Source organism: Chloroflexota bacterium, from assembly GCA_016875875.1.
Lineage (GTDB): Bacteria > Chloroflexota > Dehalococcoidia > GIF9 > UBA5629 > 9FT-COMBO-48-23.
Genome location: VGOP01000003.1, coordinates 122,277 through 144,466 on the forward strand (window position 1 = coordinate 122,277; position 22,190 = coordinate 144,466).

Annotated in this window: 18 protein-coding genes, 1 pseudogene and 1 riboswitch; of the genes and pseudogenes, 9 read left to right on the forward strand and 10 right to left on the reverse strand. The window is 47.6% G+C overall.

The window, feature by feature from the left end:
• The first annotated feature begins 49 nt into the window (after nt 1-49).
• Complete coding sequence (gene hypA, locus FJ023_03330; protein ID MBM4446369.1) at nt 50-394, forward strand: hydrogenase maturation nickel metallochaperone HypA; 345 nt, start codon at nt 50-52, stop codon at nt 392-394.
• Nucleotides 391-1,539, forward strand: coding sequence for an MBL fold metallo-hydrolase (locus FJ023_03335; protein MBM4446370.1), 1,149 nt, complete (start codon nt 391-393; stop codon nt 1,537-1,539). Before hypA ends, FJ023_03335 begins: the two co-directional genes overlap by 4 nt.
• Here FJ023_03335 and FJ023_03340 read toward each other — a convergent pair.
• The 3 genes from FJ023_03340 to FJ023_03350 all read right to left on the reverse strand — a co-directional run bounded on the left by FJ023_03340 (nt 1,536) and on the right by FJ023_03350 (nt 4,351).
• Nucleotides 1,536-2,618 carry an ABC transporter ATP-binding protein gene (locus FJ023_03340; GenBank protein ID MBM4446371.1) on the reverse strand — a complete coding sequence of 361 codons (1,083 nt, stop codon included), beginning with the start codon at nt 2,616-2,618 and terminating at the stop codon, nt 1,536-1,538. The two genes, FJ023_03335 and FJ023_03340, sit on opposite strands and share 4 nt — an antisense overlap.
• Nucleotides 2,619-3,311 (reverse strand): ABC transporter permease subunit, encoded by a 693-nt coding sequence (locus FJ023_03345; GenBank protein MBM4446372.1) that lies wholly within the window; start codon nt 3,309-3,311, stop codon nt 2,619-2,621.
• A 74-nt stretch (nt 3,312-3,385) separates the two neighbouring features.
• Nucleotides 3,386-4,351 carry a tungsten ABC transporter substrate-binding protein gene (locus tag FJ023_03350; GenBank protein MBM4446373.1) on the reverse strand — a complete coding sequence of 322 codons (966 nt, stop codon included), beginning with the start codon at nt 4,349-4,351 and terminating at the stop codon, nt 3,386-3,388.
• A 282-nt stretch (nt 4,352-4,633) separates the two neighbouring features.
• Nucleotides 4,634-4,752, reverse strand: a riboswitch (molybdenum cofactor riboswitch).
• A 228-nt stretch (nt 4,753-4,980) separates the two neighbouring features.
• Between FJ023_03350 and FJ023_03355 the strand changes: the two genes are divergently transcribed.
• Nucleotides 4,981-6,225, forward strand: a complete 1,245-nt coding sequence (locus FJ023_03355) for a PAS domain S-box protein (protein MBM4446374.1) — start codon at nt 4,981-4,983, stop codon at nt 6,223-6,225.
• 832 nt (nt 6,226-7,057) lie between these two features.
• Nucleotides 7,058-7,837 (forward strand): hypothetical protein, encoded by a 780-nt coding sequence (locus FJ023_03360; GenBank protein ID MBM4446375.1) that lies wholly within the window; start codon nt 7,058-7,060, stop codon nt 7,835-7,837.
• Between the two features lie 17 nt (nt 7,838-7,854).
• Here FJ023_03360 and FJ023_03365 read toward each other — a convergent pair whose 3' ends face one another.
• From FJ023_03365 to FJ023_03385, 5 genes are all read right to left on the reverse strand, one after another.
• Nucleotides 7,855-8,796 (reverse strand): pyridoxamine 5'-phosphate oxidase family protein, encoded by a 942-nt coding sequence (locus FJ023_03365; GenBank protein ID MBM4446376.1) that lies wholly within the window; start codon nt 8,794-8,796, stop codon nt 7,855-7,857.
• A complete protein-coding gene (locus FJ023_03370; GenBank protein ID MBM4446377.1) occupies nt 8,724-9,758 on the reverse strand; it encodes a glycyl-radical enzyme activating protein in 1,035 nt (344 codons plus the stop codon). Before FJ023_03370 ends, FJ023_03365 begins: the two co-directional genes overlap by 73 nt.
• A gap of 21 nt (nt 9,759-9,779) precedes the next feature.
• Nucleotides 9,780-12,311, reverse strand: a complete 2,532-nt coding sequence (locus FJ023_03375) for a hypothetical protein (GenBank protein MBM4446378.1) — start codon at nt 12,309-12,311, stop codon at nt 9,780-9,782.
• A gap of 105 nt (nt 12,312-12,416) precedes the next feature.
• Nucleotides 12,417-13,343, reverse strand: coding sequence for a glycyl-radical enzyme activating protein (locus FJ023_03380; GenBank protein ID MBM4446379.1), 927 nt, complete (start codon nt 13,341-13,343; stop codon nt 12,417-12,419).
• On the reverse strand, nt 13,333-16,302 hold the full coding sequence (locus FJ023_03385; protein ID MBM4446380.1) for a formate acetyltransferase: 2,970 nt from the start codon (nt 16,300-16,302) through the stop codon (nt 13,333-13,335). The genes FJ023_03380 and FJ023_03385 overlap by 11 nt, the downstream gene beginning before the upstream one ends.
• Nucleotides 16,303-16,478: 176 nt before the next feature.
• Between FJ023_03385 and FJ023_03390 the strand changes: the two are divergent.
• The 5 genes and pseudogenes from FJ023_03390 (at nt 16,479) to FJ023_03410 (ending at nt 20,774) form a co-directional block, all read left to right on the forward strand.
• A pseudogene (locus FJ023_03390) lies at nt 16,479-16,689 on the forward strand (hypothetical protein).
• Between the two features lie 23 nt (nt 16,690-16,712).
• Complete coding sequence (locus tag FJ023_03395) at nt 16,713-17,849, forward strand: hypothetical protein (protein ID MBM4446381.1); 1,137 nt, start codon at nt 16,713-16,715, stop codon at nt 17,847-17,849.
• Nucleotides 17,850-18,404: 555 nt separating this feature from the next.
• A complete protein-coding gene (locus FJ023_03400; GenBank protein MBM4446382.1) occupies nt 18,405-19,238 on the forward strand; it encodes an alpha/beta hydrolase in 834 nt (277 codons plus the stop codon).
• A 97-nt stretch (nt 19,239-19,335) separates the two neighbouring features.
• Nucleotides 19,336-19,665 (forward strand): carboxymuconolactone decarboxylase family protein, encoded by a 330-nt coding sequence (locus tag FJ023_03405; protein MBM4446383.1) that lies wholly within the window; start codon nt 19,336-19,338, stop codon nt 19,663-19,665.
• Between the two features lie 434 nt (nt 19,666-20,099).
• Nucleotides 20,100-20,774 (forward strand): 50S ribosomal protein L25, encoded by a 675-nt coding sequence (locus FJ023_03410; protein ID MBM4446384.1) that lies wholly within the window; start codon nt 20,100-20,102, stop codon nt 20,772-20,774.
• 8 nt (nt 20,775-20,782) lie between these two features.
• Here the strand turns inward: FJ023_03410 and FJ023_03415 are convergent, their stop codons facing one another.
• Together FJ023_03415 and FJ023_03420 are read right to left on the reverse strand one after the other, a co-directional pair.
• The gene (locus tag FJ023_03415; protein ID MBM4446385.1) at nt 20,783-21,580 is read right to left on the reverse strand and encodes an alpha/beta hydrolase; all 798 of its coding nucleotides are present in this window, start codon (nt 21,578-21,580) and stop codon (nt 20,783-20,785) included.
• Nucleotides 21,581-21,713: 133 nt separating this feature from the next.
• Nucleotides 21,714-22,169: a metallophosphoesterase family protein gene (locus FJ023_03420; protein ID MBM4446386.1), complete on the reverse strand. Its 456-nt coding sequence runs from the start codon at nt 22,167-22,169 to the stop codon at nt 21,714-21,716.
• Nucleotides 22,170-22,190: the final 21 nt, after the last annotated feature.

Genomic DNA, 22,190 nt, shown 5'->3' on the forward strand with positions numbered 1-22,190 from the left:
AAGTCTATAATTCACCAGGTTTTGGGATAAAGGTGCGAAAACTAAGACGGTGCACGAATTAGTCATAACGCAGAACATACTGGATATCGTCCTAAAAGAGGCAAAAGCAGCTCCGGCAAATAAGGTCACCAAGATAAATCTGGTCATCGGTGAGCTATCAGGGGTCGTCAGCGATTCCGTCCTTTTCTACTTCGATTTTCTCAAGAAAGGTAATGCAGCTGAGGGAGCCACCCTCGATTTTAAACTGGTGCCGGCAGAACTGCGGTGTCGAGACTGCCTGATTGCCTTTAATCCAAAAGACTCCGCATGGATTTGTCCGGATTGCCAGGGAACCAATCTTGAGGTGATTAGCGGGCAAGAGTGCCGCGTAGAAAGTATAGAGGTCGAACAATGAAGACACCGGATTTAATAGTTAAGGGGAAAGATAATGGAGAAGGTATGGTCATCCATTATAAGACCACTAAAGGAACCGATGTCTTCGGATTGGCCATACCTAACATATACACCCATGCCGATTGGGACCTTGGGCCTACCTGGTGTTATTTAGTCGTTGGCCAGAAGACTACCTTGATAGACACTGGCCGGCTCGGTAACTTCGAGGTTTTTGGGATTCTTCTAAAGTCAATAGGCAAGGGATTTTCGGATATCGATAGAACCGTCGTCACCCACAGCCACGAAGACCATGATGGTAATGTGGTTGAAATAATCTCCGCAACGCAGACTGAATTATGGGCCCACGCAATTTACCGCCAGATGATTTCCTATCACCCCCACATAAAAGAAGGCGCCCTGCATCCTGAGCTGCCCGGTTCTTGCCGTTTCTGCAGAATGCCTGAAACCTTCTACAAGAACTGCTTACCATACCATAAGGCAAGAAGTTCGTTGAAAATTGACTTTAATATCGAGGATGACCAAGAGCTGCCAGACGACGCCCTTAGCTTCGTCTTTACCCCGGGGCACACCCCCGACTCGATCTGCATCGTTTTGGAGGATGAGGCTATATTTACCGGTGATACCTTACTGCCTGACATCACCTCTCAGCCTTCCCTGGCATATGCCTTCGAAGTCAATCGCCGGATCTTACCAGAAGGGTATCGCCGAAGAAACAATGTTTACGGGCTAATGAACTATATCAAATCTTTAAGCAAGATAGCCCATCTTGCCTCACAGCCCCTTAAAGCTACCTTTCCCGCCCATCGCCTGTTCTATAACGGTCGGTTCAACCTTCTTGGTAGTGCCGAGCGAGCTAAGGAAATTATCCAGTTTCATATTGACCGCTGTGGCGATATCTTGGAAATTATTGATGACAAACCGGCTGGCATAAAAGATATCGCCGTCCAGCATTTTCCTCCTTCGCGGCTTGCTGGCATGGGAAAAGCATTAGCGGAAAACGAAATCAGGGCTCATATCGAAATTATGGAGGCGTGTGGCGATATCTGTTGGACTGGCGAAAACAAAAAGCTAGTCCAGCGCACCGGGTCGAAAAATTCCCTAGATTCCATAGGGGCGTATTTGCGCTCATCACCATCGAACCGCTAGGTCCACCTCTTAATAGTATGTACCGCAGTGGCTTTAAAGCTGGCGTAAACTTTCTTGCCGATGTCAAGGTCTAGCTCTTCCGCTGACATCTTTGTTACCACGCCCAGCAAATTAAAGCCGCAATCTACCTCGATTCTCAACAGCGGTCCCACCGGGGTCATTCTGGTTACCTTCCCTTGAAACGTGTTTCTGGCACTGGTCCTGCCTTTTGCCAGTGTGAAGGTTATGTCTTCGGGCCTGATGAGGGCATAAACCGCCTCGCCGATTTCACAATCAGAGACAGCCTGGATGGTGCTATCATTCACTTGTATGGTTACCAGATTGTCATCTTTCTCCACTATTACTCCGTTCAGGATGTTTTCTACGCCAACGAACTCAGCCACCTCCATATTCTTGGGGGCACAGAATATTTCGTTGGGGCTGCCTATTTGCAGTATCTCGCCACCTATGAGCACGCCGATTTTGTCGGCAAGGCGTTGCCCCTGTGACATATCGTGGGTAGCCATTATCACAGTTACTCTTTGCTCCTGGATGATGTTGCTTAAGACTTTCTCTACTTGTGATGCCGAGACGGGGTCCAGGTTGGCGGTAGGCTCGTCCAAAAAGAGTACCTCCGGCTGTGTAACCAGAGCACGGGCTATGGCAACCCGCTGCGTCTCGCCTCCGGAGAGTGTTTTGGCGTTTCTGTTTTTGTATTCGGCCAGATTGACAAGCTCCAGCGCATTATCCACCTTCTTGCGGATAATATCATGCGCCTCCCGTCTCCATCTAAGGCCACAAGCGACATTATCGTAGACGCTCATGGTGAACACTATTGGCTTCTGCTGCACAAATGCCATCCTGCGGCGTGTCTCTAATCTGTGCTTCCCAGAAAGGGTCACATCCACGCCCTCGAAATAAATTTTTCCTGAAGTGGGCACCTCAAGAAAGTCTAACAGTCTGAGCAATGTCGTTTTGCCGGCACCTGTGGGACCAATTAGACCAAAAGCTTCGCCCCTGTTGACCCCCAGGTTTGCATCTTTTAAGACCGGGCATCCATCGTATTTGTGCCCCAGGCTCACGGTTTCCAGTAAAGCCATCTATTTCCACCTCTGCTGCAGTCTACTGAAAGCGAAATTGATGATTAGCGCCAGACTGATCAGTATTATTCCGAGCGCGATAGACAGCACTATATCTCCCTTCGACGTTTCCAAAGAAATAGCCGTGGTCATTACCCTGGTGTATCCACGTATGTTACCACCTACCATCAAAGCCAGACCGACTTCTGATATAGCTCTCCCAAATCCCATTATTAGAGCAGAATAAATGGCATATCTGGCTTCTCGTATGACAATGGTTGTCGCCTGAAATTGACTGGCGCCGATGGCTACTGCCGTTTCATGTGCAGCTTTGTCCACACCACTTAAAGCAGCTATCACCAGCCCCAGCATTATCGGCGATATAAGTATTACTTGACCTATTATCATGACTTGAGGTGTGAATAGAAGCTCCAGGAAACCCAATGGTCCAGACCGAGAGAAAAGCAGAAATACAATTAAGCCGACCGCCACCGTGGGCACACTATAGAAAGTCTGTATCAAATTTATCAGAGTTCTCTTACCACGGAAATTGTTGAAATGAATCAGGCTACCCAGAGGTAAACACATTAAAGCGGCGATAATGGTTGAAGAAATAGAGATGGCCAGCGTTCTGCCGGTTATCTCCAGGACTTCGGGGTCAAGCGTGACAATAAGCTGGATTGCTTTTAGAAATCCTTGCCATATTTCAGCCAATTCGTACTACCACCTTGGATGTTTATACCATCTACGTAGTGAGGCAGACATGGCCCGGGCTCTCTGTAAACCTGTTACGGAACTGGTTTTGTATATTCTTCATGTGACGGGCAACCTTCTATCTTGCAGCCACCATCGGCCAGCGGGAAGAAAAGAGACCTGCCGTATTCGGCTTTGCCATAAGTCCCGATTAAATTCTGGATTTCGGCTGAAATGAGCCAGTTGATGAACTTGTTGGCAATATCTAGGTTAATAACCTTTGTCGTGTCAGGATTGGCGGCGATAGCTGCATATACGTTGAGGAACACAGGGTCTTCCTCTACTATTGGTACAATGGTTAAGTTAGTTTTTTTTGTATAGGCGAGAAATGTGGATATGTCCGCAAGTACATATGCCTGCTCTTCGTTAGACATCAGCAGGGTGGGCCCCATTCCTTTGCCAGCTTCTATATGCCATTTGCCAGACTTCTCAACATCCTCGTATTTGTACCCGGCTTTGCTCCAGATAAGTTTTTCCTTGGAGTGAGTCCCGGAGTTGTCACCTCTGGAAATAAACTTGACGGTGTTCGGGTCATTCATCCCTGCCTGATATATCTTCTTAAAGGCCTCGGTTGCTGTTGCGCCTTTAATTCCAGCCGGGTCACCGGCCGGGCCGGCAATAAGAAAGAAATTATAAGCAAAGTTCCTCCGGTTAATTCCGTAACCTTCAGCAATGAACTTGTCTTCAGCGGCACGGTCATGAACAATCACCGCGTCCACGTCACCTCTCCTGCCATATTCAAGTGCTATTCCTGTGCCCGCATAGATGATATCCATTTCTACATCAGCATATTCCTCAAACATGGGCTCTAAATAGTACCATAACCCCGTGTCGTATAGACTGGTCGTGGTAGCAATTTTGAACCTTGTTTCGGGGGCATGAACTGGATATTGCGGAGTTGGTGGTTCAGATTGGGTAGAAGGTGCACATCCAATCAACAGTGAGAGCAACACCGCTATTGTGGTAAAGATTGTTAATTTCCTGAAAAACCTTTTGTTCATTGTCTATCCTCCTTATCACTTTTTTATAACTAGCTGTAATGCTTTCCGATACGAAGCTGACACAGTTTGCTCCAATTTATGCCGAAGTGGAGGCGACTTATTAATGGCTAGCAGTTGTCCGTTGTGCCAGTGACAGCTAGATATTCTGTCATAGCCAAGACAAAGAAGTGAACCTTGTAGAGTTGAAAGAGAGTCAGGGGCGAAAGCGTAAAAATATGAACGATTTCTGATCCAAAAATAAAACGCCACCGTTACCAGGGCGCTTTTAATATCAACGTAACTTAGTTTCAATTCGGCTCTCCTTTCCAAACATGGGAGGCGTCACCGTTTCCAGTGGCACCCTATCGGCCGATGCCCTTGGCTATTCCTTTAGGACAAAAGGCTCGGAAAGCTATTATTAAACTGGCGGCATTATAACATGAAATTTTTCAGCTTACAATTTCCCTTTTTAACTCCATAACTGCAGGAGAGGGAGAGGCGATTTTCCCCTCCTGGATTTGAGAGACTAAGTGATGGTGCATTTTTTATAGAAATTCCAAAGTAAATACAGTGCGTCAATCTCCATGCGATGATTGCCAAGCATTAAAGTTAGTGCTAATATTGTCGACAATATTCTTAATAGGATATTAATGAGCTATAAGCCACCGGTAATATTACCAAAAGGCATGTGGTTCCGCGGGAAAGTGTTAAAATATTTTCTCGCTATATTTTTGTCTCTGGCAGCATTGGTGTGTGTGGTTCTGGCATTATTCTACTATCAGAATATTCCTTTCATTCCTTCAAGCTCTTTCCAGACTATCGCTGATTTGATATCTAGCACACCTCTTCTGGTGGCACTGGCAATTCTGCTTATCCCGGGGGGCGTGGGGTCATGGTTCTTGGCCTACATTATTAGCAGACATGAACTTTTAAAGGACCAGATGGAGTTCAATGCCCAGCTTTTCAGCGCCACCACCGATTCAATCATGGTCCACGACTTGAACGGCAATTGCATATACGCAAATGAGGACGCCTGCAGGTCTCATGGTTACGAAAAAGAAGAGTTGGTGCGGATAAATTTTTATGAACTCAGCGCTCCAGATTATGCCAATACCGTTGAGGCAAAGATTAAAGAGCTAATCGAAAAAGGCCAGTTAACCTTCGAGTCAGTTCATATGCGTAAAGATAATTCTTTAATGCCAGTGGAGGTAAAGAGCCGCCTTATCGAGTCGAGTGGCCGTAAGCTGATACTAAGTGTTATCCTTGATATTACCGAGCGCAAACGGACTGAGGAAGAACTAAGGCAAACTTCAGCGAGATTACAAAGAGCTATCGAGGGAACCATCAATGCTGTTGCCTTGACAACTGAAATCAGAGACCCCTACACTGCTGGCCACCAGCACCGCGTGGCCAAGTTGGCCTGTGTTATCGCCAGAGAGCTTGGCCTTTCCGAAGGGCAGATCGAAGGGATACGCGTTGCCGGGACACTGCATGATATCGGAAAAATATACGTGCCCGCAGAGATTCTCAGCAGGCCAGGCCGTTTAAGAAAAAACGAGATTAATCTGGTCAAGGACCACGCCCAGGTGGGTTATGACTTGCTTAGCACGATAGAATTTCCCTGGCCTATTGCCCGGATAGTTTTACAACACCACGAGCGGATGAATGGCTCTGGATATCCTTTCGGGGTTTCTGACGACGACATTCTGCTTGAGGCACAAATAATGAGTGTGGCTGATGTTGTTGAGGCTATGGCATCTCACAGACCTTACCGTCCAGCTCTCAGCATAGAAGAAGCCCTCTTAGAAATCTCACAGCAAAAGGGTGTCCTTTATTCTTCAGAGGTCGTGGATGCTTGCATAAAAGTCTTCACCAAGAAAGGCTTTACCTTCTAGTAACTTGTAAAGAAAATTATTTCCCTGTATAAAATTACGTGATTAGACCATTGGAGCACGGGCAGGGGATAAAAATCTCTTCACTTATTGGGGTAATGGTACGTATTGGTGCGTTGCGAGGTTCCATAAGGCCACTACTAATATCATGGTACCTGCTATTACCTTAAGCCATGTTTCCGAAATGTTGAGGACTCATACCGAAGAAAGAGGTTGTCCAAAGAAATTAACCGAACTATCTATTGGATGGTTGCTGCCCTAATAATTGCTTTCGGCATAGGGACAACATTTTTATGGTTTCATATAAATAGCTTGCTACCAACTCAGCCAGTTCCGGTGACAACACCTTAACCTTATGTCCAAATTGACCCACTACCGAGATTTGACAAATCAACCCGAAATGTGCTATTATTATAAAAGTCCCAAGCAGTCAAGCTTAGACCTGGCAGGGACGGGGAGGCGGTGAAGGCTGGAAGGTGTGTGGTACACGACCGGGCACAAGGTAAGCCAAAACCGAGAGGAGAGGCAGAGGAAAAGCCGGGGACAAGTGAGGTTACTTGGGACGTTTCTATTTGTGGAGACGAGAAGGTCAGTTAACTGCTCGCCTTCAGCTACCCACCTTACAATAAGAAATCCTAAATACTAACCCCCAGAATTGCAAACAAACTCGAAATCTGAATTCCTATGCAACGTAGGTGCAGGTATCAATACCTATACCAGGCGGATAGACTTATCAACAGCTTCGGTTTTTCAAATTTTTCATCCATTGATTGAAAGGCATGGCTTCCCAGTGGTAAAGTAAAGCCAATCTGGCATAGCTATGAAGATGTTTGCGATGAAAAACATTTTTGAGCGAATAAACACAACGTTCAGAAAAGCACTATCTAAAAGAGGCTCCATCTATTTTAATTATGCGGATGTCCTTTTTAAGTATCCTTGGCTGTGCTTACACAACACCTGCCTCATCTTAAGGTCAAAGCTATCTAATGGCGCAATAGTTCACATTATAGGAGATAGCCATGTTAGGCCATTTGTGTTCAGAAGCCCTTTCATCATACACCACATATCACAGGCGACAGCATACAATCTTAATAAAGACAACAGCTTTTCTCAGTCAAAGAAATACCTGAACTCATTCCTGCCGCGAATAAACAGAGAAAGGGACGTTTTGCTTTTGGTTTTCGGAGAAATAGATGCCCGGGTTCATATTTACCTGCAATATAAAAAGCACAATGAGAAAGTGAGTATCGCGAAAATTGTAGAGGCTACTGTAGAAAAATATGGAGAGGTTATCAAGAGATTGAGAGATGACGGATTCGCCGTATGTGTTCATGGCATCCCACCGGCGGCAAGGAAGCGGTTTGTGTCTGACTTGCCTTTTCTGGGAAGTCCGGAACAGAGGAGTGAAATATCCAGAGAATTTAACGAGAGGCTTGGACAATTTTGCCAGATGAATGGCATTCCTTACATAGATGTGCAATTCATCTCAGCCGATGGAAACGGGTTCATTAAGAAGAAATATCTCGCTGACGAAGTACATCTCAACGGTAGAATAGTCTCTTTTGCTAGGGAAAGAATAGTCGCAGCATTCAGAGATAGTAAGAATTTCAACTAGAGACTCAAGCTACCGCGCTAAAAAGCTGTCACCGGTTCGAGCTTGGTCTCCGGGTAAATCTGCTCTGGTTTTGGTGGCATGGGGCTATAGACCCACTTGACTGAGATACTACCGCACTGGATGCCACCTATCCGTTGTATTCCCTGGTAGGTTCCCCGCAGCAGGACGTCTTCCATATCGAAGGACATGCAGAAGAAAGCGACAGTCGTATTGATAGGTATTGCCCTGATATCTTCATTAAATGCTGAAGCTGCGAATATCACATGCTCGTTGTCGGAGGTCTGGGCTTGAATTACCGGGATAATCACAGGATAGCCATCTTTGCCGACATAAGCTAGGAATTTGAGGTTCGCAATTTTATCTATAAGTTGCCGGGTCCACAAGTTGAGGACTTCCTTTCTCCCCTTCTTGCGGGATATCATTTTTGCCACCAAGGTCTTTAAGGCTGCCTGTATAATGCTGCCCATCGGGAGAGGCTCTTTACCATACTGTTCGACCAAATCAAGGTAATAAACCGTATGTATGCCGAAATAGGCGTTGTAGCGGAACATAGGCAGATTGTTGAACAAGTCGAATTCTTTGCCGCTTCTTTCGGTGTGGGTAAATTTCGCCTTACCACGCCAGGTGTTCCTGTCCAGCGTCAGAATGAGAAAGCTGACCTTTGGGTTTTTCCTGATGTTGACTTTGCTCAATCCCTCAGCGAACTGACCAAAGACAACCTCCGTGGGTGAACTAGCTCGCAGCGTGGAGATTAAAGTTAGATGAGGCAGACCTTGTTCATTTATCGTGGCAAGCAGTCCCACCTTCATCTCGGGTTCGAAATCTTTTATGTCTGATTCTGAAAAGGATTTGTAGATGTTTCTTTGATTGCTCATTTCTCTATCTCCTATGAATCTTCCACTTTTGTGGCGCCAGTGACACTCACAATTTCCGGGTCCATGCCGGATAGTTTGGCACATTGTTCCAGTTCACGCACCGTGTCTTTGCCCATAAGCGGCATATTGGCATATTCCCAGGCGATACCTAGTCTGCGGTACTTATCGCGACAGAGATTGTTAAAGGCGCACAGTTCCCATCGCTCGACGACGCCCTGAAGGTTTTTGGCGATGAAAGCGCCGAGGCTGGTGATGTTATCACATGTGGCTGTTGCTTCAGGAATGAGTGGTGTTCTAATCCACAGTACTTTTTCAGGAGCCCTATTCAGGATATAGTCACGAATATATAGAAGGTTGTCGAAAATCCTCTGGTTATACTGCCCGGTGAAATTGTAGTGCTTTTCTAGTTCTGCTTCCTTCAAATCAAACAGAACGATATCGGTATAGGGCAAAACTTTTTCCAGAGACCCGCTGGGACAAACGCCGCAGGTATCAAGAGCGGTGTTGATTCCTCTTTCCTTGAGGCGGCGGAGCAATGCAGCGGCAAAACCAGGTTGCATCATAGGTTCTCCACCGGAAAGGGTGACACCGCCGCCCGACTTCTCAAAATATATCTGGTCTTTGAGCAACTCATCGAAAAGCTCAGCCAGGCTGACTCGCCTGCCCAGAAGCTCCATGGCATTCGCCGGACAGGCTTCAGCACATTCCCCACAGCCGTTGCAAACTTCGCGGTCAATCACAACTCCCTGTTCTGTCTTGCACAGACAACCTAGGAGGCATACTTTGATGCAGGTACCGCAGCCGATACACTTGTTTTCCAGCCACTGTATCTGTGGCTCTATCGATATGCTTTCGGGGTTGTGGCACCACAGGCATCTTAGCGGGCATCCCTTGAAGAATACCGTGGTGCGTATACCGGGCCCGTCTTCAGTGGAGAACCTCTGCAAGTGCAGTATCAGCCCACTCTGGCTCTTGTCTATACCTTCCAGGGCTGCCTCTTGGGTTACCACCCGGTCATCAGATATAACGGTCTTTTTGCTTACCATACTTATACTTAAGCAGCCTTATCAAATCTGGTGGCTTTCACGAGCTATAATCTCATTCTGCAGCTCTCTGCCTATGGCAGTGAAGTAGGCGTTATAGCCAGTAACGCGAACTAATAAATGCCGATAGTTCTCCGGGTGTTTCTGGGCATCCCGCAGTATATCTGCGTTAATCATGTTAACCTGGAGACAGGTGCCTCCGTTTTCCACATAGCCGCGCAAAAAGGCCTTGAACTTGCTCTTGTGCTCAGGGTCGCGGATAAGCGATGGGTTGAAGGTCATGGTATGACTGGCACCATTTGGCAGCAGGTTATAATATTCCAGCCAGTCACCATTGCCTTTGGGGTCTTTGCCACCGATAACTTTCCCCACCGAGTTGACATTAGCTGTCGGCCCATTAATGTCAGCACCGTTTGAGGGACAGATGGCGTTTGACAGGAATTTGCCCTTGGGTCTGCCATCAGGACTTGCTGACAAAACATATCCATCGGAAATCCAGTAATTCCAGCTCAGCATGCCGGGCCGGAACTGCTTACCCGTGGGCTTGGACTTGTATTTCCAGGTCTCCTGTGTCCACAGGCCCATCACCTTCTTTCCCAATTCATCGGCAACATCATCATCCCTGCCGTATTTGGGCGCTTTATTGAGGGCTTGGGCTTGCAGCACTTCATGGCCTGTCCAGTTAGCTTTCAAAGCATCAATTAACTCCCTCATGGTGCAAATATTCTTATCGAACACCAAATATTTGACTGCCAGCAGGGAATCAACCGTAGTGCCATAGGTCACCGCCTCCAGCGTGACAAAGCTGAGCTCGGCGCCGCCCTCATTGATGTCCTTACCCTTCTCGGCACATCCTTTGACCAGACAGGATAGATAAGGCGTTGGCAGAAACTTTGCCCGCACCTCGTCGGTTCTCTCGTAGAGCTCGGCAATCTTCTTGACGATATATTTTGTCTGGGCAACATAGGCATTCCAGAACTCCTCCCAGGTCTTGAAGGTCTCTGCATTGCCTGTATCGGCTCCCCACAGTTTACGAGGCTCCGTTTTACCCGTCATCGGGTCGGTGTGGGGAATCAGGTCATATCCACCGATAAGTGCCAGCTCGACCGCTTTCAGGAGATTGAGGTTAATATCAACAGTACCAGAGCGGTCATTGCCGCACATCGTGTTTTCCAGACAGCCAACAGGGGCGTAATCATGTACATTGTCTTTATTAATGAGATGCTCAACGCCGGCTTTCTTGGCTTCCAGCATCATTCCGGCAATGGAACGCTCGTCGAAGTTTATGAGGAACGGTGCTCCCTGGCTTGAGGAAATCATATCTATGACCTTGTCATAGAGCTTGTTGGGGGTGTTTCTGTGCAGTCTAACATTTGGCTTTGGCTCCAGAATGGGGGCCAGTTCATCTATGACCTCAAGCATAGCATAGGTAAGGTCATTGGTCATATCCTTGCCGCCGGGCCCCATGCCCGAGAGGGTAACAACCTGACCGAAGCCGGAGGTGATACCCTGATTGCCCCCGGTGCGAATCATGGCATCATAGGCTGTATTGGAATGAATCCAGAAGCACTTCAATATCTCTTTGCCGAATTCTCTATCCATACCTTCATTGATGGATTTCTGCCACAGTTGGTACAGATATTGGTCTATTCTGCCGAAGGAGAGGCCGGGGCCAGGATAACTTTCATCGCTCATGACCAGCATGTGGGTCAGCCACAGAGACTGTACCCCCTCCCAGAATGTCCGCGCTGGTTCCCAAGGTACCCTCTTAAGCATTTCTGCCATTTGGAGCAGCTCACTTTTCCTGGTCTTATCAGTCTCTTTAGCAGCGAGACCAGTGCATACCTGGCTGTATTTTGCTGCCACATCTCGAGCCATTGTGGCAGCGGTCAGCATAGCCCTGAGCTGTCCACCCTTTTTGCCTTTCTTACCACTTGAAGAAAGCGTTTCATGGTGCTTGTTGATATCGGCAAAAATGCTCTTCCAGCCTTTTTCAACTGCTGTTCCGTAATCGGGGATAAGATGGCCGCTGGTAGCTCCTACGTTTCCATAGCCATGGTCATGAAACCATAAGATGGCGGCTCGGGCTCCGTTCTTGCCATAGACCAGCTTACGGTACTGTCTAGCCTCCTCTTTGGTGAGGCAGGTGGAGGCTTGTAAGTTGAAGCGTCCGCCAGCAATGAGGTCACCGGGCAAAATCTCGTGCGGCAGATAGTTCACCATCACTTCTCTAACAAACCAGGCAAGGCGCTCGGGCAGACTCCAGTTCCAGAAATCGGGGTGTAGCTTCACCTTTCTCGCCGTCTGCTTGAAGGCACCGGTGAAGGTTGAGAAAAAAGTGTAAGTCTCGGGCACGATATAGTACTGCCCTTCGCGGAACTGGAAGTCCCACGGTGTTCCCGTGGTCCAGCCGGTAAATTCATTGTTCCACTTCCGTTTAAGGCCCTGGAAGTAATAGTCGCGAAGCCATTTAATTCGCGGCGACAGGTTCTTCGGTTCCTTAATGGCGAATTTCGGTTTTTCAGGTATAGCTGTGGTCATAGTCTCACCCTCCATTCAATAACTAAGTCGTCTTGTAAACCATCAGTGAATTAGCTGCTATGGTGGAAAAACTATATCATAAGCAGGCTAAAACTACCAACCACCTGCTTCGCTCTTTACCTAGTTCCCAACCACCTCAAAATCTTCGAATATAGCCAGACACTCTTTCACGCGTGACCGTGACATCCAGGTGGTCATTTTCGTGTCTTCGGTGTAGCTGTTGTGAACACCAAGCTTTTCTGATTTCTCAATCCATAAGGGATTGTAGTGGAGCAGGGCCACTTTTCTAACCTTATTTCCCTTCAAAAATGAGGCAACCGCTTCCAAATTCTCCCGCCTATCGGTGATGCCAGGAATAAGGGCAATGCGGGGTAAAATTTGAACACCGTCCTTTTTTTGGGAAGCCTGGTACAGCTCCTTGAAGTTATGCAATATACGCTCGTTGCTCACCCCGCAATATCTTTTGTGCTCCTGTGGCTCGATTAGCTTGATATCATAATAAATCGAGTCCAGGTAGGGGTACAGCAATTCGAAGAAGGCAGCGCAATCGAAGTGGCCACATGTTTCAATCAGCGTCTGGATATTGAGTGACCTCAGTTTTTTTAACAGGTCCGCAGTAAACCTCATAAATAGTGTCGGCTCCCCGCCTGACAAGGTTACGCCTCCACCCGAGGTAACAAAAAAGGGAACGTCCTTTGTTATTGTCTCGATGACTTCTTCGATTTCCATGTCACGTCCTACCTTTGTCACGGCATCGGCAGGACAGACCTCGGCGCATTTGAAACAGAGAGTGCACTTGTGTCGGTCAATGAAATCTGGGTTATCGCGTGAAAGCGCCTCGGGTTCACACACGTTTATGCAACTGTTGCAGCCAATGCATTCTTTTCTATCCCAGCCTAGTTCATGCCCCACATATTTGCATTCGGGGTTGTGGCACCAAACACAGGAAAGTGGGCATCCCTTAAAGAAGATCACCGTACGTATGCCCGGCCCGTCATCGAGCGAATTGCCCTTTATATCAAGGATGAGAGGTTTCTTAAATCCCATATTCGGCGCGCTCGATAAGCTCGACCTGCATGTCTTTGTTGAGCGTAACGAAATAGGCATTATAGCCGGAGATACGCACCAGCAAATTCCTGTAGTTTTCAGGGTGGGCCATGGCATCCCGCAGCATAGCCGAGGTAACCACATTCATCTGCATTTGCATACCGCCAAGCTCGAAATAAGTCTTGGCATAGGAGAACATGCTGTTGACCACCTCTTCACGCGTATCCCGTGCACTGGGCACAACCTTGATGTTGAAAGCTATGTTGTTATTCATATTTCTGGGATTCAGCCGAGCCACATCGCGGATATTTTCCAGAAGGTTCTTCGATGCATTTGGCTCAGGTGTTAGGCCTGGGGTAAATGCCTTGCCCGCAAGTCTACCGGAGGGGAGCGCACCGCTCAGAGTACCGAAAGCAACATGATTGGACATGGACCAGAATCCAGCTGTGTAACGCCCACCCCTGTAATTCACATGGTTCCAATAGGTATCGCGGGCAAATTCAGTCACCCTGTTGGCGATGTCAACCGCTTCACCGTTGTCTGAACCGAAGAAAGGGACCTTCTTGGTTACCATGGCATGGAGCACAGAATTGTCAGCGAAGTTGTTATCAATCGCCCTCTTTAGCTCTTTAAATGTGACTTTCTTTTCATCGAACACCAGTCTCTTTATCACCATCAACGAATCGGTTACATCAGCCAGGCCGATGCAGGCAGAGCCAGATGAATTGTGTTTGGCGCCGCCCTTGGTAATATCTTTACCTTTCTTGATGGGACCGTCAATAAGTGCCGACAGTAATGGAGTCGGACGCAACACACCATGCGCCTCACCAAGCATGTTGTTATACTCCACGGATTTGTCGATAAGGAACTTGAACTGGGTTTTAAATGCGTCAAAGAAACCCTCAAATGTCTTGAAAGCTCCGTCTTCGATGCTACCTGTTCTCGGGCCGACTTCCCAATTCATGAGCGGATGTTTGCCATTATTCAGCGCCATCTCGAGTGCAGCAACCATATTCATCATCATACAGTTGGTGTGCCCCATGTGCTTACCGCAAAGGGTAGGCTCAACACAACCTGTAGCCGACCAGTCTCTTAAGTCCTCGACGGGATAATTGAAACTTTCCAGCGATTTCATAACTACCTCATCGTTGTGCATCGAAGGGGTGGCGGCGGTAACCATATTCACCTCACAGAGGCGCTTGAGATAGGTGTCGCTGTTTTTTGCCCTGTTATATCGTGCGTTCACATTCGGGTCACGGATCCCTAGCATCTCGGTCACTTTGAGGAAGATGTAAGTCATGTCACAAACTGCATCCTCGCCAGCGGGAGTAACTCCGCCCAGTGTAATAACCTGGTCGGAAGAGCTGCCGCCAAAAAGGTAGTTGCCGATGTCAGGCACGAGTGGTAGATGGTCAGCGCAGCGCATATAGAGACAGCCCACCAGTTCGATTGCCTTTTTAATATACTCTTCTCTCTCCTTCTCGGTGGCAAGCTTCTTCATATCAGTGACAAAATAGGGCTGGAGCCACTGGTCGAGTCTGCCCAACGACAAACCGGCATTGGTGTTTTCCGTGTGAAGCCCAATCCAGGCTATCCACATAGCATTGATTGCCTCGTCAAGGGTTTCTGCTGGGTTCTCAGGTACCCTGGCGCAGATCGCGGCTAGCCGCTCAAGCTCAGCTTTCCTTTCGGCGTCTGATTCTAATTTAACCTCGGCTGCTGCCTGCTTGGAAAGATTCCTGGCATAAGCTGCAAGTCCCTGCAAACAAAGTATCATCGCCTCAAGAGTATGCTTTTTCTGTGTGTCTGCTGATTTATCGCGCTTGAGTTCCTCTTTGATTTCTCGGATAATTCCTTTCGTACCGAGTGCTAGAAGTTTGGGGAAATTTGGTATGGTGTGTGACATGGCCACTGTCTTCCATAGGAAGTAGACGGCAAAGCGCTCATCAAGCATCTGGGAGAGCGGTCTGTTATATTTTTCCCTGACCCACTCACGGAAATTCCTCTTCATCCAGTATGGAAAGACATAATGATGCAGGATTTCAACCGTTTCAGGCGATATATCGTAGGGATTGAGTTGCCTGTCAGGAGTGGATAACAATTCCCCCCAGATCATGTTTGCGTGGGCATCGGGGTAAAGAATCACGCCGATTTCCTTAGTCGTAGTAGTCCCAGCAATGAGGTCGTCCTTACGGATGACGGGTTCTTTATTTTCCATTAAGTACCTAAACATATCTCCCTGGCGCAATTCCGGAACCCAGGTCTTCCCCGATTTGTCCACCTCAAAGCCGTTTGCTACGCACCAGTCGGTTACTAGCTTTGCGCGTTCATGACAAATTTCAGGTTTTGTTTCAAAATGGATGTCAAGGAACTTTTTTAACCTCGGGAAATCGTTTATGTCATATTGTGACAGGTAAGGCTCGGAAAGGTATTTAACGCCAGCATCTACCTTTTTACCTACCAGGCGTTCCTTTCTTCTCCGACTCATTTCCTGATGGAGTATTGGGGCAGACGGCGGCAATGCAGCCTTCTCTCTGGCATCTTCAGCTTTCTGCTTTTCCACCATCTTCTTGTGCTTTTTCCATAGTAGCAAGGACATTAGGAAGTTAAATAGTTGGACATAGTTCATATTTCCTTCTATCCGCAGTCTGCTCTTTAAGAGCATATTCAATACTTCGTTGGGTGTTACCTTCAGCATTTCTTTGACCACTTCGTCCCCGGCGAAAATCAAGGTGGCGTCAACATTTTTGGGAATACTGGAGGAAACTCTTGCTTTGCCGTCATTAAAGATGAGTGCTTTCTCGACAGTGTTGGTCTCCGTCCTTACACCGATGGAAAAATTGAGCCACCCGTGGCTACTTTTAAGATATTTCCTCAATGATGGCCTGAGGTTGTAGTTTGCCGCCATCAGTAGAAGTAGAACCCGAGCCAGAAAATCTGTGGACGTTCGCTTAACCATAGAAAGATTTCCTCCCCTCCAATGTTATGCTGAAACTGAAAACCAACATAGTCTTGCAATTAAACTGCTTCTATTGTAGCAGAAAATTTAGCAATTGGTTATGTACCGTTTAGATGTATTGCCATTGACACGCATTCAGGCAGATGCTACTCTTGCTTGCAAAAGGAGTCAGCTTCATGAAACAGCAGACTGTTACTGACAAAGATAAGGCTATGGCACAGCGGTGTGTGGAGTGTCCTATGTGCGCCCAAGCCCGAAAAAAGCAAAAAGGATTTGCCTTCTGGGTAGTCAAAAACATTGAGGGTGGTATATGCCCGTATTGCAAAGCGTATGAGAAGGTGTACGGTCGAAAGGCGCACGAGCCCGTGCCGGCGCACAGTAAGGTAGCGGGCAGATAAAACTTGTTGGTAATGGCCATGGGTTGGCAGTGGATAATACTAATCTTAATAATCCCTATCGTGCTTGTCGTAGTCCTGTTGACTAAGCCAGTCCAGACCGGTCTCAGAACCATCGCTTTGCTAATAGATTTAGGTGTCAGCTATAGATGGAAAACCAACGCTATTCCCAAAAGCATAGTTATCTCTGAGGTAACATATCCCTGTGGCAACCGGGATATTGTTGCCAATTTATATCGTCCCAATGACCGAGGCCGACACTCGGGCATAATCCTGGCTCATGGCGCTGTTAAAGATGGCAAAGATGATCCAGCCCTGCTGCTAGCAGGCCAAAGCTTGGCACGTGCTGGGTATATCGTTCTGGTGCCTCAACTTGATAACCTGGCTAAGTTTCGACTCCACCAGGGTGATATCGAGGCTTTAGTCATCAGTTTTCAATATATCTCGGGACAAGAATTCACTAGCGGGAAAATAGGGATGATAGGCATCTGCCTAAGCGCGCCACTGGTGTTTCTTGCTGCCACCGAGCCGAGTATAAGCCATGATATATCCGTTATCGGCTACTGGGGTGGTTACTACAACATCAATGATTGGTTGGGGGCTGTGATTACAGGACACTACTTTGATGAAGGTGAAACCAAACCGTGGAAACCCCGCATTTTTTTGACGGAAGAACTCCCCAGGTGGCTCATCGAGCTTATGCCTGAATCTTCGGACAAGTCCTATCTTGAGGAGATGCTGAGAGGAGACTCCGTGGATTTTGCCAGGAGTGACCTCTCTCCCACAGGACAAGCTATGCATGAACTGCTTACCAATCGCGATCCCGCTCGAGCAGGAGACCTCTGGGCAGAGCTCGACCCAGAGATCCAGCAGACGCTTGATGGCTTATCGCCACACCTGAGGATTAATCAGCTCCAGACAAAGATAGCTATTATCCACACCTTTACCGACGATGTCATACCCTGGGTAGAGTCTAGCAAGCTGGCCGAAGTCATTGAGGATGAAAAAGAGATTTACTTCAAGGTATTTCGCCAGTTCTACCACGTCAGCATCGAGGACTTGTTAAAGGCACGAATATCCAATCTCCACAATGCCACCTCAGAGGCTTTCCAGTTCTACCTCTACATGTGCCGTATTTTCTATCAGTTGTGAACAATAAGCCCACAAAGGATAACATAAATCTTGAGAAGGGGGTGCGAAAATATGGTCTAGATATTGGGATGGACAACACCAGTTGGCCTAGGCATCTTTTTCGCCGGTCTGGGCATCTTGCTTTGGGGAGCTCAATCTAGCCAACGTGTCAGGCAGCCCAAGCAAAAGGAAGAGTAAAACTCTTTGCTATTTGCCTATCTCGCTAAAGTATGACGGTAGCCGCAATTGCTCGTCTCCTGTGCCAGGCCAAGCACTTGACACGGCTTCTGCAGAAGTATTAATGTAATAGCTCATGAAGGTACGGAAGTTCGACTGGGTTGTATTTTACGCATTGTGGGTTCTCTGGGTTATCCTCTTGCCATTCATGTATCTTTGGGCTGCTGTGAGAGCTCGGAAAAATTGAGAGATAGGAGTTCCAACCTTCAAAATAATGGCGTATTTTGTTAACAGAAGTGGGCAACACTGTGTAGGATTGAGCAACCTAGTCTGTCGGCTTAGCAGATACAGCAATAGTCATCGTGATTCGATAAATTGTGGGAAAAAGGAGGCAGGCAAATGAAACATAAAGAAGGTAAATTCAAAGGATATGAAGGGCTTACCATCTATTACCAGTGCTGGCTGCCAGACAAAAGCCCCAAGGCGGTATTGCTGGTTGCTCACGGCTTGGCTGAGCATAGCGGGCGCTACAAAAACTTGGTCAATTACTTCGTCCCCAAGGGCTATGCTGTCTATGCACTTGACTATCGCGGTCATGGCAAGTCAGAGGGCATACGCTCCTATGTTGACCGATTCTCTGATTACCTCGCTGACCTCAAAACTTTTTTCAACATGGTGCGCAAAGAGTATAAAAATGCCAAGATTTTCCTCGTTGGCCATAGTATGGGTGGAACGATTGCCACCGCCTATGCCATCGAGCACCAGAAGGAGCTAGCAGGTGTGATAACGTCTGCGGCACTTCTTGTGGCAAGTCCCACCGTTTCGCCGGCACTGCTTGCCATAGCCGGAGTAATCGCAGCGCTGGCACCGAAAATGCGTCTCACCGTCATTGATGCCTCTACCCTCAGCCGGGATAAGGCTGTGGTGGACGCCTACGACAGTGACCCGCTGGTATACCGCGGCAAGTTACCTGCTCGAATCGGTGCCGAGCTGGCCAAGATGTGGAAGAAGCTGCCCGAGCAGATGCCAGAGATAAACCTGCCCATGCTGATTATGCATGGAAGCGCCGACCAGTTGGCGGCCCCAGAAGGCAGCCAGCTGTTGTATGAGCGGGCAGGCTCGAAAGATAAGACGCTGAAGCTTTACGACGGCTTCTATCACGAAATCTTCAATGAGCCGGAGCACAAACGTGTCATGGCCGATGTAGATGTCTGGCTAGCTAAACACGTCTGATTGAGCCAGGCTTAGCTTTATATCCCCAATAAGTGTAGGGATAGGCCTTTAGGCCTGTCCAAAGTAATTGTGAATTCTGCAACAAAAGGAGGTAAAAATGGCTGATTGTCACTATCATAAAGAGAGCATTGCTAAATTAGGCAAGTTGTATGAGCTGAAGCCTGAGCTTTTGCAGGCTTTTATGAATTTCGATGGCAAGGTCTTCGCTGACGGCGCCTTGAGCACTCGGATTAAAGAGCTGATTGCTGTGGCCTGCGCTCACATCACTCAGTGCCCTTACTGCATTGCCGCGCACACAAAGAAAGCAAAAACAGCAGGAGCAACGGATGGGGAGCTAGCAGAAGCAATATTTGTCGCTGCATCGCTACGTGCCGGCGGTACTCTAGCACATAGCTGCATAGCCATCGAGGCCTTAGAAGAGAAGTAGACTGTACCGTTAGCTTTGTATCTAGCCCTTAGCGAGTCATATATGTGAAGTAGGGACAGGTTTTTAAAGGTTCCGTTTGCTCTTGATTGATTTCACATTCCAGTCTTTACAGAAATAGCATTTGGTGCCTTTATAAGTACCAAACTTGGTAGTATTTATAGACTTGCAATTACTGGCAGGTTGATTATGAAGGGAAAATATAGTTCTCTCAGTTGGTGGGGATGTAACCGTCTTGTTGTTTGATGTGTCACTAGTGTACTAGACGAGTACAAGGATTTGACTTCTTAGTTGAAAAACACTATTCTTTATCCTTCGGTCTAAGTAGAAATTGCTTGTCACACTGAGCAATAGCTAAGGGTCTCCAGATTCTTCGCTCTGCTCAGAATGACACTGAGGATCTGGACAATCTCGGCAGACCAAAGAGAGGTAACAATATGAAACGACATGAACTCGAAGTTTCCAAAAGAGACATAACCGGCAAGAAAGTAAGATTTCTACGCCGCCAAGGTATCACTCCAGGTAATATCTATGGGCACGGAATTGACTCCACCGCGGTAAAGATGGATGCCAAAAGTTTGAAGCATTTGCTGGCCCATGTAGGCGGAACCGACCTTATCTCCCTAAAAATCGACAATTCAAAGACCCCAGTACTAGTCCTAGTTCGCGATGTGCAAAGAAACCCGCTCACTGATGAGCTTCTCCACGTGGACTTCTATCAGGTCAAGATGACCGAAAAGATAAAGGCAGACGTTGCTCTGGTATTCGTCGGAGAGGCACCGGTGCTTGATAAAATCAAGAAAGCCTCCGTCCTTCCTCTAATTGATTCCCTGCACATTGAAGCTTTGCCCGATGACTTACCTCACAGCCTCGAGGTAGACCTGTCAAGCCTTGAAGAGCTTGACAGTACAATCCACGTCAAAGACATCCATCTCGGCGATGGCATAACCCTCCTCAGCGACCCAGAACAGATGGTGGTCAAAGTAGCCGAGGCACGCAAAGAAGAGGTTGAGGTGGTGCCTGAGGTGGTTGAGGCGGAGCTTAAGGAAGGGGTTGAGGAAGTGGCAGAAGAGGCTGAAGCCGAGGCTGAACCTGGTGCCGAGGAAGAGTAGACCGCGGGCTAGCTATATGCCGAAATGAAGTCCCGCAATGCTTTAATGTATTGTTCCATGCCACCTGAGAAAATGGTGTTGTGGTCGACCCCAGGGATTATGAGCAAGCGTTTGTCTTTGGCAGCAATACTGTCATAAAGCGCCTTGCCTTCCTCAACGGGCACTATCTGGTCATACTCACCATGCATAACTAAGGTGGGAAGAGAAATTTTCCGAATAAGTTTAAGGCTGGAAGGCGTCTTCGGCACATAGATACCAAGAGCTTCGAGCGGAAAGCCTAAATATACAAATAGGTTGAATACATTGGCAAAGCCGCTCTCTATAATCAGACCACTGAGCTGATTCTGGTAATGCGAGGCCAGCTCAATAGCAGAAGCACTGCCTAGAGAGCGACCCATAAGAAAGAGGTTTCCTGAAAACCCCTTCTCTTTCAATACTCGCTTAAAGCCCTCAAATATAGGATGGGCATCCTTCATCATGCTGGTGAGCGTGGGCTTGCCTCCACTCCTACCATAGCCTCTGTAATCAGCTACAAAAAGATTAAGCCCAATCTGGTTATAAATAGAGCCAATGGGCTCGTAATCGCTGGCTATCTCACCGTTACCATGAAAGAACAGAACATTTGGGTATTTCTTATCACCAAAATAGAAGCAATAGGAAACGGAGGTCGCCTTATCAACCAGAACGGTGTCAGCAATGACATTAGCTGCTGCTGATATCTCAAAGGAGTCTTTTCGAGGGTAAAAAATAAATTGCAAAATTTCCGGTTTATCTAGCGCTTCAAGCTCATGCCAAGGCTCAGCCATGATACCTCCTAATACTGTTGACTTTTGTTGCTCATTACAATTTTGCCATATGTAGCGCGACCCTTTGGGGTCGCTTTTTGAAGCGAGGCTAAAGCCTCGCAACTACACAACCGAAATCCAACAGTGCCTATCGCTAAATCTTTATTATCTCCCCTTTAACATCTTCCCCAATTGTCAGGATACCAAAGGACTGCCATCCTGGCCCGGGATTAAAAAAGAGAACTCCTCCAATGTGTTCAATCTTGGCCCGGTGACTATGTCCGTATATGATGATATCTACATCGTCAAATAGCTCCCTCACCCTGTGCTCTATGCCTTCCGGGCCACCCCACCCGTGGGTAAGCCCGATTTTCCTGCCTCCGACCACCAAAAGCTCCTTATCTGGTAGCAAGCTTCTGAGTTTCATCGAATCCACGTTACCGTGTACCGCCTTCACCCCACCCAGCCGTTGCAGCCCTTCAAGGACCGATGAGCCAACAAAGTCACCAGCGTGGACGATCAAATCAATATTTGAAAACGCCCTGATGATCTCCTGGGGTATCTCTTCTGCCAGATGAATGTGGGTATCAGAAAGCACACCGATTCTCATGGAGAATCTCCGACAAGCTAA

Bases quoted from the DNA above. Each gene is read 5' to 3' on its own strand.
- FJ023_03335 (MBM4446370.1), top strand. From the start codon at position 391: ATGAAGACACCGGATTTAATAGTTAAGGGGAAAGATAATGGAGAAGGT.
- FJ023_03340 (MBM4446371.1), bottom strand. From the start codon at position 2,618: ATGGCTTTACTGGAAACCGTGAGCCTGGGGCACAAATACGATGGATGC.
- FJ023_03350 (MBM4446373.1), bottom strand. From the start codon at position 4,351: ATGAACAAAAGGTTTTTCAGGAAATTAACAATCTTTACCACAATAGCG.
- FJ023_03355 (MBM4446374.1), top strand. From the start codon at position 4,981: ATGAGCTATAAGCCACCGGTAATATTACCAAAAGGCATGTGGTTCCGC.
- FJ023_03360 (MBM4446375.1), top strand. From the start codon at position 7,058: ATGAAAAACATTTTTGAGCGAATAAACACAACGTTCAGAAAAGCACTA.
- FJ023_03365 (MBM4446376.1), bottom strand. From the start codon at position 8,796: ATGTGCCAAACTATCCGGCATGGACCCGGAAATTGTGAGTGTCACTGG.
- FJ023_03370 (MBM4446377.1), bottom strand. From the start codon at position 9,758: ATGGTAAGCAAAAAGACCGTTATATCTGATGACCGGGTGGTAACCCAA.
- FJ023_03375 (MBM4446378.1), bottom strand. From the start codon at position 12,311: ATGGAGGGTGAGACTATGACCACAGCTATACCTGAAAAACCGAAATTC.
- FJ023_03380 (MBM4446379.1), bottom strand. From the start codon at position 13,343: ATGGGATTTAAGAAACCTCTCATCCTTGATATAAAGGGCAATTCGCTC.
- FJ023_03385 (MBM4446380.1), bottom strand. From the start codon at position 16,302: ATGGTTAAGCGAACGTCCACAGATTTTCTGGCTCGGGTTCTACTTCTA.
- FJ023_03395 (MBM4446381.1), top strand. From the start codon at position 16,713: ATGGCCATGGGTTGGCAGTGGATAATACTAATCTTAATAATCCCTATC.
- FJ023_03400 (MBM4446382.1), top strand. From the start codon at position 18,405: ATGAAACATAAAGAAGGTAAATTCAAAGGATATGAAGGGCTTACCATC.
- FJ023_03405 (MBM4446383.1), top strand. From the start codon at position 19,336: ATGGCTGATTGTCACTATCATAAAGAGAGCATTGCTAAATTAGGCAAG.
- FJ023_03410 (MBM4446384.1), top strand. From the start codon at position 20,100: ATGAAACGACATGAACTCGAAGTTTCCAAAAGAGACATAACCGGCAAG.
- FJ023_03415 (MBM4446385.1), bottom strand. From the start codon at position 21,580: ATGGCTGAGCCTTGGCATGAGCTTGAAGCGCTAGATAAACCGGAAATT.
- FJ023_03420 (MBM4446386.1), bottom strand. From the start codon at position 22,169: ATGAGAATCGGTGTGCTTTCTGATACCCACATTCATCTGGCAGAAGAG.